The organism is Saccharothrix longispora (assembly GCF_031455225.1).
In the GTDB taxonomy this organism is placed as follows: domain Bacteria; phylum Actinomycetota; class Actinomycetes; order Mycobacteriales; family Pseudonocardiaceae; genus Actinosynnema; species Actinosynnema longispora.
In genome coordinates this window covers 4,363,068-4,375,385 of sequence record NZ_JAVDSG010000001.1, presented here as the reverse complement: position 1 = coordinate 4,375,385, position 12,318 = coordinate 4,363,068, and the positions used below count along the sequence as shown (strand labels likewise).

The following is a 12,318-nucleotide window of genomic DNA, read 5'->3' as shown; positions in this document are numbered from 1 at the left end:
CGCTGTGGTTCACGGCGGTCGTCGAGCCGGTGACCGCCGGCCGCCGGCAGGATTGGGGGGTGGCCGATCGCGAGCTCCTGCACTGGCAGTTCGACCTCACCTGGGGGTTGTTCGAGTACCACCTGGAACGGCTGGTGCCCGGGGACCACCTGTGGGAGCCGGCGGACCTGGTGTGGACGATCCGGGACGGCGTGCCGGACTGGGCGGAGTCGGAACCCGACCCCGTGCCGGTGCCCACCATCGCGTGGGTGTCCTGGCACATCGGGTGGTGGTGGTCCGTCGCGATCGACCACGCGGCGGGGCGTCGCCCCCGCGACCGCGCGGAGGTGGTGTGGCCCGGTCCCGAGCGGGTGGTGGACTGGCTGCGCGCCATGCGCGACGAGTGGTCGGTGCTGCTGCCGACGCTCGACCTGACCGCGCCGTCCACGTTCCCGTGGCCGGACCGGACGGTCGGGCACGTGGTGGCGTGGGTGAACGCCGAGCTGATGAAGAACGTGACCGAGATCGGCCAGCTGCGCCTCCTCCGGGCCGCCGTGCGGTGAACCCCGGGACCCCGTCGTCGGCCCCGCGCCGGCCGGGCCGCGCGCCCGGTTTCCCCGACCGCGTGGGTGTGGCGCGCATCCGGTCACCTGATGGGGTTGTGGTCCCACCGCGCACGCCGTCCCAGGTCGAAGATCGGGAGGTGAGCGAGACGAAGGTGCTGCTGATCGACGTGGAGAACGTGGTCGGGCCGGTGAACCCGAGCCCGGGGCTGGTGCGCTCGCGCATCGGCGCCCTCCTGGCCGCCGCGGGGCCGGTGCACCACGCCATGGCGGGCTACAGCCGCCAGGACCCCGCCGGGGACCGCGTGGTGAGCGTGCTCGCCGAGATGGGCGTGTGCACGTGGGTCGTGCCGCCCGGCACGGACGCGGCCGAGAAGGTGCTGTTAGCCCACGCCCGCTACGCCCACGCCCGCGGCTGCCGCTCGTTCGTGGTGGCCTCGGCCGACCACGGGTTCACCGCGCTGCGCGACCTGGGCACGTTCGACGTGGTGGTGTGGCAGGAGCAGGAGGTCTCGGCGAGGCTCGCCGCCGCCGCCCGCGCCGTGCACCGCGTACCCCGGCCGGCGTGCGGGGCGCGTCCCGTCCGACATCAGCCGACCGGGTGATCACCCACCCCCGTTCGGACCTTGCCGGGTTGCTGCGAACGGCCCGATGCTGGGTGCCGCCCGCGTCGACCGCCCGCGTCCGGAGGAGCTCCGTGCCCGTCAGCGACCTGCTCAAGGCCAAGATCAACCACGGTTTCGACCACCTCGACGTCGACGGGGACGGGTTGCTCACCGAGCACGACCACGTCCTCATGGGCCGGCGGGTCGCCGAGTCCCTCGGGCACGCGCCCGGCTCGTCCCAGGAGCAGCGCGTCGTCGACGCCTACCTGCGGATCTGGCACGACCTGCACCTGCCGCACGTCCCCGGCGGGGGCACGACCATCTCGCGCGAGCAGTTCCTCGCCTCCACCGGCTCGCTCGCCGACGACCCGGACGCCGCGCGGGCCACCGTGGGCGCGGTGGCCGAGGCGTTCCTGGCCATCGCCGACACCGACGAGGACGGCCGGGTGAGCCCCGCGGAGTTCCTCGTGTTCCAGCGCGGGCACTTCCCCGGCCTGTCCGAGGACGAGGCGGCGGAGGCGTTCCGGCACCTCGACGCGGACGGTGACGGGCACCTCACGGCCCAGGAGTTCGTCGGCGCGAGCGTGGACTTCTGGTCGAGCAACGACCCGGACGCGCCCGGCAACTGGTGGGCGGGCCGACGCCCGGCCTGACCACCCGCCGCACCGGGAGCAGCGGTCCCGCCGCGCACCGCCTCGTTCACCGCCCGGTCGCGCGACGGGGCGTGTGCTCGGCGCGGAACCGGGACGGGGTGAGGCCGAACCGCGCCACGAACGCCTGGCGCAGCGACTCGGCCGAGGCGAACCCGCACCGGCGGGCGACGGCGGTCAGCGGCTCGGACGTCGCGACCAGCATCCGCGAGGCCGCCTCCAGGCGCGCGTCGCGCACGTACCGCGCGGGCGGGCGGCCCACGTGTCGCGCGAACAGCCGGCTCAGGTGCCGTTCGCTCACGTCGACCAGCGCGGCCAGGCGGGCGGCGCCCAGGTCGTCGTCGAGGTGGCCGACCACGTGGTCCACCACCCGCCGGAGCAGCAGTTGCTCCGGTCGCGGGACCCCGGTGAACTGGCTCACCTGGGCCTGGTCGCCGGGGCGGTGCAGGTAGGTCACCATGCCCATCGCCACGCGGCGCGCGGTCTCGGCGCCGTGGTCCTCCTCCACGAACGCCAGGGTGAGGTCGAGCGCCGCGGTGACGCCGCCGGAGGTCGACACGACGCCGTCGCGCACGTAGACCGGCGCCGGGTCGACGTGGACCCGGGGGAAGCGGTCGGCGAGGGCGTCGGCGTAGTGCCAGTGCGTCGTGGCGCGGCGACCGTCGAGCAGGCCGGCGGCGGCGAGGACCGTCGCGCCCGTGCACACCGAGGCGACGCGCCGCGACACGGCGGCGACGCGCCGGACCTGGCCGACCAGGCGCGGGTCGCGGGAGGCGGCCTCGTGGCCCAGCCCGCCGGAGACGACGAGCGTGTCGACGCGGCCGTCCACCCGGTCGAGCCCGGCGTGGCCGCGCACCTCCAACCCGGTGTCGCTGCGGACCGGCCTGCCCGCCGGCGTCGTGAACACCACGCGGTACGGGGGTCGGGCGCCCTGCCGGTTCGCGTGCTCGAACCCGCTCGTCACGCACGCGAGGTCGATCAGCTCGATCCCGTCGTACCCGACCACGATGACGAGGCGATCGTCCACCCCGCCACTGTACGACCGGCCGACACCACCGGGACGGACAGGAATCCCCGGAAACCGGACGGGGTGCGCCGCGCGCGGTCCGCCGGGCTCCGGATCGTGGCCAGGATGTCCTCCGGGGGCCGGTGGGGGACGGACGCGGCGCGCGGTCGACGGTGGAACGGGCCGCGCGCCGCGTCCGCGGTCCGAGGGCCCCGCGGGTGGTCCGAGGACGCCGGTCCGCTCGCGCCGGGGTCGGACCGGCCGTCCCACGGACCGTCCACTCGGGACGGGACGCGCCGGCGTCCTCAGGGCAGGGAGTGGTTGCCGGTCTCGGCCACCGAGCGCACGACGGCCTTGAGCCGGCCGAGGAAGTGGCCGACGTTCTCGCGGGCGGTCGCCGTGTCGGGGTAGCGGGCGGTGACGTGCAGGTCCTCGTGGGTGCGGTTCACCCAGAAGCTCGTCTTGCTGTTGTGGGACTTCCCGACCAGGGTCCGGGCGTTCCACTCCACCCACCGCTCGGAGCCGGGGACGTCGCGCAGGTCGAGGAACGAGACGAACGAGAACATGTCGTGGGAGTGGCGCAGCCGCACGTCGAGGACTTCGAGCACCTTCACCAGCGGCGTCTGGGCCACCCGGTTGGCGGTCCTGGCGGCCTTCTGCGCGCGGGGCAGGAGGTCGCGGAAGTCCGCCGCCCCGTCCAGCGCGATCTCCACCGGCCCGGCGCCGACGTACCAGCCCATGGACCTCGACCACTCCGGCGCGACCCGCGTGTGCAGCGGGGTGATGAACCGGTGGACCGGCTGCCGCCGGAGCCCGTGGCACGAGATCGCGGTCGCGGTGAGCACGCCCGCGAGGACGCTGCTGCGCCCGGCCCGGCACGCCGCCTCGAACGCGGCGGACCCCGCCGCGTCCAGGAGGTGCTCGGTCGTCAGCCCCTGCGGCACGCACACCCCGTCCTCGACCCCCAGGTCGAGGGGGAACGTCGGCAGCCCGCCGCCGCAGGCGTCGAGGAACGCCGCCCACCGCACCGCGGCCGGGTGGTGCCGGTCGACCCGGTGCGCGGCGATCCGCTCCGCGCGGCTGAAGTCCACGTAGCTGCCGGTGTCGGCCGGGACGTCCGCCCGCCCGTGCACGGCCGCGTCGTAGAGGTCGTGCAGCTCCCGGATGACCGCGAAGATCGAGTAGCCGTCCGCGTTGGAGTGGTCGAGCGCGGCGATGACCGTGGTCGAGGCCGCCCGCTCGACGGTCTCCACGACGTAGCTGGGCCAGCGGGTGGCGTCGGTGGCGTGCGTGAGCCGGTCCACGAGGTACGCCGCCACGTCGTCGGCCGGGGTGAAGTCGCCCAGCACGGTGTCGACGACGGACACGGTGTCGCGGTCGAGCGTGAACCGGTGGAAAGCGCCGCCCGACGCGTGGAAGCCGCTCCGGAGCGTCTCGTGCCGCCCGATCCACGTCCGGAGGGCGCTGCGGAACGCCTCGACGTCCAGCGCGCCCGCCACGTCGAAGGCGATGCCTATCCAGGTCGGGAAACCGGTGTCACCGCGCCGCAGTGCGGTGACGACCCGGAGGTGCCGCTCCTGGTTGTAGGACGGCGGAGTCGGGTCGTGGGCCAGTGCCGACGCGGTCGGCAGGTCGGGCACGTGCGGTCGCCATTCCCGCAGTCGGCCGGCGGTAATGGGGTAATCGGACAGTTCCGTCGTTTTCACGTGGGTTCACCGGGGTGGGGTCGGAGGGGGTTGGGGAGGGGGTCAGGCCCGACCGGTCCGGTCCGCGAGGAGTTCGGCGATGGCCCCCACGGTCGGCAGGTCCTTCAATTCCCGCTCGGTGATGGCGACGCCCAGTTTCTCCTCCAGTGCCACGGACAGCTCCACCAGCGCCAGCGAGTCCAGTTCGACCTGTTCCGACGTCGTGTCCGGACCGATGTCCTCGACGGGAACACCGACGGTGTCGGTGAGGATGACGATCAATTCGTCGAGCAAGGGATTCTCCTCGGGGAGGGGACGCTGTTCGAGCGCGGAACGGTACCACCGAGGTCATTGATCGTGATCGAGTGTATTGAAAGGGTGAAAAATGCACACGAACGAGTGGTTTATTGCGCTCTATCGTGCTGTATTGAGGGGTGAAATGGCATTCCCGACAAGCGGCTCACGGCCGCAGGTCGCCCAGCGACTCCAGGACCGTCCGCAGCGCCGCCGCCAACTCCTCCCGCTCCCGCGCGGACAGTGCGCCGAGCAGGTCGTGCTCCGTCGCGAGGTGGTCGGGCAGGGTGTCGTCCACCAGGCGCAGCCCCTCCGGGGTCAACTCCACGACGACGCCCCGGCCGTCGACCTCGCTGGGCCCCCGGGTGACCAGGCCGCGTGCCTCCAGGCGGTCCAGGCGCTGGGTGATCGCGCCCGAGGTGACCATGGACGCGCGCATCAGCCCGGTGGGGGTGAGGCGGTGCGGCGGTCCGCTGCGCCGCAGGGTGGCCAGCACGTCGAACGACGCGCGGTCCAGGCCGTGCGCGGCGAACGTCGCGCCCAGTCGGCCGTCGACGAGTCGGGCCAGTCGCGACAACCGCCCGATCACCGCCATGGGGGACACGTCGAGGTCGGGGCGCTGTGCGCGCCACTGGTCCAGCACGAGGTCCACGTGATCCGCCACGCCTGCTTACCTTAGTGGTGAGGTATGTCACCGGTCAGATGTCTTAGTGGTGAGTTACTTTGTCTTAGTGCTAAGCAATCGCGTGGTGACGGCGCTGGGGCCGGCGATCTGGGGGACGACCTACTTCGTCACCACCGAGCACCTGCCCCCGGACCGGCCGCTGCTGGCCGCCCTGCTGCGGTCGCTGCCCGCCGGCCTGCTGCTGCTCGCCGTCACGCGGCGGCTGCCGGTCGGCATCTGGTGGTGGCGGTCGCTGCTGCTCGGCGCGCTGAACATGGCCGCGTTCCTGCCGCTGCTGTACGTGGCCGCCTACCGGCTGCCGGGTGGCGTGGCGGCCACCGTGGGCGCGGTCCAACCGCTGGTGGTGGCCGGGTTCGCGGCGCTGTTCCTCGGGCAGCGCTCGACCGCGCGCGTCGCCCTGGCCGGCGTCGCGGGCGTGGCGGGGGTGAGCCTGCTCGTGCTGCGGGCGAACGCCGCGCTCGACTGGCTCGGCGTCGCGGCGGCGCTGGGCGGCGCGGTGGTGATGGCGCTCGGCACCGTCCTGGGCAAGCGCTGGACCCCGCCCGCGCCGGTGCTCGCGACCACCGGGTGGCAGTTGGCGGCGGGCGGCGTGCTGCTGCTGCCGGTCACGCTCGCCGTCGAGGGGCTGCCCCCGCGCGTGACGGGGGAGAACGTCGCGGGCTACGCCTACCTCGCCCTCGTCGGAGCGGTGCTGGCCTACGCCCTGTGGTTCCGCGGCATCCGCCTGCTGCCCGCCACCGAGGTCACGTTCCTGACGCTGCTCAGCCCCGTGGTGGCCGCTGCGGTGGGGTGGCTCGCGCTGGACCAGGAGCTGACGGCGGCCCAGCTCGTCGGCGCCGCGGTCGTGCTCGCCGCGCTGGTCGCGGCGCAGACCGGGGGGAGGGGCGGCGGTGCGGACCACCGCGTCCGCGGCGGCCGGCGCGGGGGGAGCGCGCCGGCCGCCACCGGGTAGTCCCGGACGACCTCGTCGGAGGACCCCGCGGCACCGCTGTCTGCAGAGGACCTGCGGCGCGTTCGGCGCGCGGTCCACCGGCCGGGCGACCGGGTGCACCGCGTCCTCGCCGGGCGGCGGCACGCCGCGGGGCTTCGTCACACCGGTAGTGCCGCGTGGTCGTTCCGCACGACAGGACGGGGGCGGGGCCCGGCTCCACGCGGTGAGCGCGTCGACCCGCTCGGCCGGCGGAGGTCCGGGCCGCGCCTGGTCGTCGAGTGCTGCGCCGCCACGACGGACGCCCGTGCGCGAGAGGGCCGCCGCCCCTTGCCACCGCCGCTCGTGGGTGTCCCGTGTCGTCGGCGTCCTGGCGGGTACACCGCCGAGGTGAGTTCCCAGCCGTGTGTCGCCGCATCCAGCCAGTGGGTGGACGAGGATGGTGTCCGGCAGCCGTCGGGCGACGTGCACGCCTGGACGCCTGGCACCAACCAGACCCTGTGCGGGCTGGCGCTCAGCCGCAGCCGGCTCGGCCGCTTCCGGCACGTCCCGTGGGCGGACGCCGTGTGGTTGTCGCAGACCGCCGAGCAGGTCGTGGCGCTGTGCCCGCGCTGCGTCGCCGCCACCACGCCGAGGGCCGAGCGGGGCGGGCGCCGGTGGACGCGCGTGCGTCCGCGCCCGTAGGACCGCCTGTCGAAGATCGTTCCCGGCCACCTGAGACGGGTGGCCCACACCTGCCCACCTGGGGTGAGGGCCATGTGAGATCGGGCGGGGAATGGCGGCATTGACATGTTTCGGAAGGCTCCACGAAACTTTAGGCCGTCGCTGTGCGGGCCGCCGACCGCCATCCCTTCCCCACCCACGCCCCGGAGGAGATCACCGGTGATCATCGATTCGGGCCGCGCGAAGACACGCTCGGCGATCGCCATGCTCGCGATAGCCGCCCTCACCGTCCTCGGCACGGCCACCCTCACCACCGGCACCACCACCGCCCGCGCCGCCGACGACATCGGCACCACCGCGGTGGAGGACGACGGCACCGACTGCCCCGTCACCCTCCCCGCCACCTTCCCCCCCACCCCACGCCTGCCCGACCCCTTCACCCGCTTCAACGGCCAACGCATCACCACCAAAGCCGACTGGCGCTGCCGCCGCGCCGAAATCCGCGAAGCCACCGAACGCCACGTCCACGGCGACAAACCCACCCGACCCGCCGGCGTCACCGGCACCGTCACCACCACCGCCATCACCGTCAACACCACCCACAACGGCCGCACCGCGAGCTTCACCGCCGGCGTCCAACTCCCCACCGGCACCGGCCCCTTCCCCGCCGTGCTCGTCGTGGGCGGCTTCGGCGCCGACACCGCCACCATCCGCGCCGCCGGCGCCGCCGTCATCACCTACGACCCCACCACCGTGGGCCGCGAAGGCACCGGACGCGCCAACAAACAAGGCGCCTTCTACACCCTCTACGGCAACACCAGCACCACCGGCCTGCTCGCCGCCTGGGCCTGGGGCGCCAGCCGCATCATCGACGTCGTCGAACAATCCACCGGCACCGTCCTGCGCCGCGACGCCTTCGGCGTCACCGGCTGCTCCCGCTACGGCAAAGCCGCCTTCTCCATCGGCGTCCTCGACCAACGCGTCAACCTCACCATGCCCATCGAATCCGGCACCGCCGGCCTCCCGATCTACCGCGGCGTCAACGCCGAAGGCGGCCAGACCCTCTCCAGCGCCTACGGCGAACAACCCTGGTTCGGCGACGCCTTCGCCCCCCACACCACCAACCCCAACACCCTCCCCATCGACACCCACTCCCTCGTCGCCATGATCGCCCCCCGCGGCCTGCTCGTCATGGACAACCCCCACATCACCAACCTCGGCCCCCGCTCCGCCGCCGCCGCCGCCCTCGCCGGCGCCGAGGTCTACAAAGCCCTCGGCACCCCCGACAACCTCCTCTACCACTCCAACATCACCGACGGCACCCACTGCGCCAACCGCACCGAATGGCGCACCCCCCTCCAACAAGCCATCGGAAAATTCCTCCGCAACACCGGCACCTTCACCGGCGGCATCACCATGCACACCAAAGCCACCGCCAACCTCGCCCAATGGCGCGACTGGACCACCCCCACCCTCACCGACAACCCCACCACCACAACCACAACCACCACCACCGGCACCACCACCACGACGACCACGACGACCACGACCACGACGACCACGACGACGCCGGGCGGAGCCGGGTGCACGGCGTCGGTGTCGCTCAACCAGTGGACGGGCGGTTTCGTCGCCACGGTGCGGGTCACGGCCGGCGCTTCGCCGGTCAACGGGTGGACGGTCGCGATGACGCTGCCCTCGGGCGCCACCATCACCAACGCGTGGAACGCCAACCGCAGCGGCAACAGCGGTGCGGTCGACTTCACCAACGTGAGCTTCAACGGCTCCATCGCCGCGGGGCAGTCGACCGAGTTCGGCTACCAGGCGACCGGTTCCGGCGCGGGCATGTCGCCCACCTGCACCGCGAGGTGACCGGCGCGCGGTCCCGGTGCGGGGGGTCGGCAAGTCCCGCACCGGACCGCGTCGCGGTTCCTGTCGTGACCGCGCGACCGTCCACAGTGCACGGCGGAGTCAACCCGGTCGGCGGGTGCGGCCCGCCAGCACGGTCGTCACGACCCGGTGCACGGCCTCGGTGGTCGGCGGGGCGCTGCCCCGGTCGGCGTGCAGCAGGTGCGCGGTGCCGACGAGCACGGCCGCGAGCACGTCCACATCGGACTCGGGTGCGAGGCGCCCCAGGTCCCGTTCGGCGGCCAGGTAGGCGCCGATCGTCGTCGCCGCCTCGGTCAGCACCGGGACGCCGGCCGGCCAGGCCCGCCGCAACCGTTCGCGCAGGCCGTCGCGGAACGTCACGAGTGCGACCACGGCGACCGCGACCGACCCGAACAGGTCGGTCAGGGCGGCGGTGACGTTGTCGGCGACGTCACCGGTCCCGGCGGAGTCGCGCAGGGCGGCGGCCCGGGGCGCGAACCGGTCGACGCGGTCGAGCACGAAGTCCGCGAGGAAGTCGTCGAAGTCGGCGAAGTGCCGGTGCAGCACGCCCTTCGCGACCCCCGCCTCGGCGGTGACCGCGCGGCTGGTCAGCGCGCTGGGGCCGCCGTCGAGCAGGACGCGCTCGGCCGCGTCGAACAGTTGCTCCCGCACGTCGCGCAGGGCCACTCCGGTAGGCACCCCGCCATCCTCACAGGTTGACGAGTGGGCATGTGCCCACTAATAGTGGGCACATGCCCACTTCGCCGTTCGGACAGTCGTCCGCCCTCGAACCGCACCGGGCCCGGGAGGCCGCCGAGTCCTTCGGCGTGGACGCCGAGCGCTACGACCGGACCCGGCCCCGGTACCCCGACGCGCTGGTGGAGGCCGTCGTCGCCGCGAGCCCCGGTCCCGACGTGCTCGACGTCGGCTGCGGCACCGGCATCGCGTCGCGGCAGTTCCGGGCGGCCGGCTGCCGGGTGCTCGGGGTCGACATCGACCCCCGGATGGCCGCGTTCGCCCGCCGGGGCGGGTCGGCCGTCGAGGTGGCGGCCTTCGAGGACTGGGACCCCGCCGGGCGCTCGTTCGACGCCGTCGTCGCCGGTCAGACCTGGCACTGGGTGGACCCGGCCGCCGGCGCGGCCAAGGCGGCGGCGGTGCTGCGCCCCGGCGGCCGGCTGGCCCTGTTCTGGAACGTCTTCCAGCCGCCGCCCGAGGTCGCGGCGGCCTTCGACGAGGTGCACCGCCGGGTCCTGCCCGACTCGCCGCACAACCCGTGGGCCGCGCCCGCCCTGCCCGGCTACTCGCTGCTGTTCGACAAGGCGGCGGACGGGGTGCGGGGCACGGGCGCGTTCGACGAGCCGGAGCGGTGGCGGTTCGACTGGGAGAGGCCCTACCGGCGCGACGAGTGGCTCGACCAGATGCCCACCGCGGGCGTCGCCGGCCTCGTCCCGCCGGACGCGTTCGCCGCCCTGGTGGCGGGGACCGGTGAGGCCCTCGACGCGCTGGGCGGCACCTTCACCATGGGCTACGCCGCCGTCGTGGTCACGGCGACGCGGACGGCCTGACCGTCAGGCCGGGTCGAGGACGAGCACGGCCCAGCCGCCGTCGGGTTCGCGCGGGGTGAGCCCGACCCGTTCGGCCACCGCGACGGCGGCGGCGTTGCCCGGGCGGGTCTCCACCACGACCGGCCACGACGGGTGCGCCTCCCGCGCGGCGGCGACGGCCTCGCGCGCGGTCTCGGTCGCCACGCCCAGGCCCCACAGGTCGGGGTGGACGCGGTAGTACAGGTTCCAGCAGCGCAGGCCCCGCCAGGACTTCGGCTGCACGCCGCCGAACCCGACGACGCCGCCCCCGGACCGGGCGTCCCGGAACCCGATCGCCCAGTAACCCAGCTCCCCGCGGTCCCACACCGACGTGAACGCGGTGAGGTAGCGGGCGGACTCCGCCGGGTCCGGCGGGTCGCGCGGCGGGGTCTCCCGGGCGCGCAGGGCCGCTTCCAGCGCGACGAACGCCGCCAGGTCGTCCGCCACCACGCGCCGCAGGCGCAGCCGGGACGTCGTCCGCCCGGTCGGGGTCACGGCGCCAGGACGTTCAGGTGCACGTCGTCCAGCGACCACAGCGACGTCGGGTCGCCGCCGCGCAGCCGCAGCATCCCCCGCACCTGGCGGCGCAGCGCGTCCTCGAACGCCACCTCGCCCGCGATCAGCCTGGAGGTGAACTCCACGATCTCGTCGAGGTCGGCGGTGAACCGCTCGTACGACATGCTCGGCGACCGCGGCCCCTCGTCCTCCACCGGATCGGGGTCGGGCCCGGACAGCGCGTACGCGGGGAAGCGGGTCACGTCGGGCAGCACGCTGTGGAACGGCACCCCGTTGAAGAAGTACTCCGGCCACCGGTTGCCGCCGATCACCAGCCACGGCGTGCCGGCCGCCAGCGCCGCCATGCCGAACCCGGAGTGCGGCGACACCAGCACGTCGCAGGCCCGGATCGCGGCGAGCTGCTCCAGCAGCGGCAGGTCCACCGCGTCGACCACGCGCGGCGCGGCGGAGGCGATCGCGTCCAGCTCGGCGCGGGTGAACGTGGTCGCCGTGCGGTCGTCCGCCCGCACCTTGCCGAACAGCACGAACTCGGCGTCGGGGTGTCGTTCCAGCAGCGCCGCCACGACCAGGCGCCACGACCGCACCGAGGGGTACAGGGCGCGCGGCGCGCTCCCGCCGGGCAGCAGCGCGATGCGGGGGACGGCCGGGCGCGGCACGTCGGGCACGGTGAACGTCCAGTGCGTGCCGCGCGCGTAGGGCACCGGCCCGTACCCGGCCACGCCGGGCGCGCTGCCCGCGAAGTGCGCCCGCGACGCCTCGTAGTAGGCGTTCAGGCCGGGGAAGAGGGCCATCTGGTCGGGCAGCTTCGACCGCAGGTCGTCCTGCACGTGGTCCCAGTCCGCGGGGATGGCGGCCAGCGCGGCCGAGTGGTCGGCGGTGGCGTCGAACACGTCGACCGGGACGGAGTGCACCTCGTCCACGAACGGGGCGAGCCGGGTCAGCTCCACCGGCGTGTGCGCGTTGAGCACCACGCCGAGGCGGGCGTCGGGGTTGGCGGCGCGGTACCCGTGGACGCGGTGCAGCGCCTCCACGGCGTGCCCCACGGGGTGGCAGTAGACGAAGTTCACGAGGATCGAGGCGGGCACGAGGTGATGATGCCGCGATCGACGTGGGCGGTCACCCGGATTTCCGCGCCCGGCCGCGGGGGCACCCCGGTCGCACGTCCGGGTCGCACGTGCCGGGGACGTGCGACCGGCGTCGGAAATGGGGGCCTGGAATAGAACCCGCGACGGTAGGGTTACCCATGTTCGGGGCGCTGTCGCCCTTTTCCGCGCCCGAAATCCGTTCTGGGGGAT

At 74.1% G+C, this 12,318-nt stretch carries 14 protein-coding genes; 7 read left to right on the top strand and 7 right to left on the bottom strand.

The genetic code is table 11. The annotated features are described in order from the left end of the window. Window positions 1-59 precede the first annotated feature (59 nt). From J2S66_RS17510 to J2S66_RS17500, 3 genes are all read left to right on the top strand, one after another. Window positions 60-542, top strand: a complete 483-nt coding sequence (locus tag J2S66_RS17510) for a DinB family protein (RefSeq protein WP_310308186.1) — start codon at window positions 60-62, stop codon at window positions 540-542. A gap of 140 nt (window positions 543-682) precedes the next feature. Further along, window positions 683-1,147, top strand: a complete 465-nt coding sequence (locus J2S66_RS17505; RefSeq protein ID WP_310308185.1) for a hypothetical protein — start codon at window positions 683-685, stop codon at window positions 1,145-1,147. 92 nt (window positions 1,148-1,239) lie between these two features. Next, complete coding sequence (locus tag J2S66_RS17500) at window positions 1,240-1,800, top strand: EF-hand domain-containing protein (protein ID WP_310308184.1); 561 nt, start codon at window positions 1,240-1,242, stop codon at window positions 1,798-1,800. A 46-nt stretch (window positions 1,801-1,846) separates the two neighbouring features. Here the strand turns inward: J2S66_RS17500 and J2S66_RS17495 are convergent, their stop codons facing one another. The 4 genes from J2S66_RS17495 to J2S66_RS17480 all read right to left on the bottom strand — a co-directional run bounded on the left by J2S66_RS17495 (window position 1,847) and on the right by J2S66_RS17480 (window position 5,446). Continuing rightward, window positions 1,847-2,824, bottom strand: coding sequence for a GlxA family transcriptional regulator (locus J2S66_RS17495; protein WP_310308183.1), 978 nt, complete (start codon window positions 2,822-2,824; stop codon window positions 1,847-1,849). Window positions 2,825-3,108: 284 nt separating this feature from the next. Then, window positions 3,109-4,443, bottom strand: coding sequence for a condensation domain-containing protein (locus tag J2S66_RS17490; protein ID WP_310308182.1), 1,335 nt, complete (start codon window positions 4,441-4,443; stop codon window positions 3,109-3,111). A gap of 108 nt (window positions 4,444-4,551) precedes the next feature. Continuing rightward, window positions 4,552-4,782, bottom strand: a complete 231-nt coding sequence (locus J2S66_RS17485) for an acyl carrier protein (RefSeq protein WP_310308181.1) — start codon at window positions 4,780-4,782, stop codon at window positions 4,552-4,554. Window positions 4,783-4,948: 166 nt separating this feature from the next. Next, window positions 4,949-5,446: a MarR family winged helix-turn-helix transcriptional regulator gene (locus J2S66_RS17480; RefSeq protein WP_310308180.1), complete on the bottom strand. Its 498-nt coding sequence runs from the start codon at window positions 5,444-5,446 to the stop codon at window positions 4,949-4,951. A 67-nt stretch (window positions 5,447-5,513) separates the two neighbouring features. On the opposite strand from J2S66_RS17480, the gene J2S66_RS17475 reads away from it, so the two are divergent. The 3 genes from J2S66_RS17475 to J2S66_RS17465 all read left to right on the top strand — a co-directional run bounded on the left by J2S66_RS17475 (window position 5,514) and on the right by J2S66_RS17465 (window position 8,927). After that, a complete protein-coding gene (locus J2S66_RS17475) occupies window positions 5,514-6,419 on the top strand; it encodes an EamA family transporter (RefSeq protein ID WP_310308179.1) in 906 nt (301 codons plus the stop codon). A 405-nt stretch (window positions 6,420-6,824) separates the two neighbouring features. Beyond that, on the top strand, window positions 6,825-7,079 hold the full coding sequence (locus tag J2S66_RS17470; RefSeq protein WP_310308178.1) for a hypothetical protein: 255 nt from the start codon (window positions 6,825-6,827) through the stop codon (window positions 7,077-7,079). Between the two features lie 198 nt (window positions 7,080-7,277). Next, window positions 7,278-8,927: a glucuronyl esterase domain-containing protein gene (locus tag J2S66_RS17465; protein ID WP_310308177.1), complete on the top strand. Its 1,650-nt coding sequence runs from the start codon at window positions 7,278-7,280 to the stop codon at window positions 8,925-8,927. Window positions 8,928-9,026: 99 nt separating this feature from the next. On the opposite strand, the gene J2S66_RS17460 is transcribed toward J2S66_RS17465, so the two are convergent. Next, complete coding sequence (locus J2S66_RS17460) at window positions 9,027-9,623, bottom strand: TetR/AcrR family transcriptional regulator (RefSeq protein ID WP_310308176.1); 597 nt, start codon at window positions 9,621-9,623, stop codon at window positions 9,027-9,029. A 53-nt stretch (window positions 9,624-9,676) separates the two neighbouring features. Between J2S66_RS17460 and J2S66_RS17455 the strand changes: the two genes are divergently transcribed. Then, a complete protein-coding gene (locus J2S66_RS17455) occupies window positions 9,677-10,489 on the top strand; it encodes a class I SAM-dependent methyltransferase (RefSeq protein WP_310308175.1) in 813 nt (270 codons plus the stop codon). Between the two features lie 3 nt (window positions 10,490-10,492). Here J2S66_RS17455 and J2S66_RS17450 read toward each other — a convergent pair whose 3' ends face one another. Together J2S66_RS17450 and J2S66_RS17445 are read right to left on the bottom strand one after the other, a co-directional pair. Continuing rightward, window positions 10,493-11,002 (bottom strand): GNAT family N-acetyltransferase, encoded by a 510-nt coding sequence (locus J2S66_RS17450; protein WP_310308174.1) that lies wholly within the window; start codon window positions 11,000-11,002, stop codon window positions 10,493-10,495. Next, complete coding sequence (locus tag J2S66_RS17445; protein ID WP_310308173.1) at window positions 10,999-12,108, bottom strand: glycosyltransferase family protein; 1,110 nt, start codon at window positions 12,106-12,108, stop codon at window positions 10,999-11,001. Before J2S66_RS17445 ends, J2S66_RS17450 begins: the two co-directional genes overlap by 4 nt. Between the last annotated feature and the right edge of the window lie 210 nt (window positions 12,109-12,318).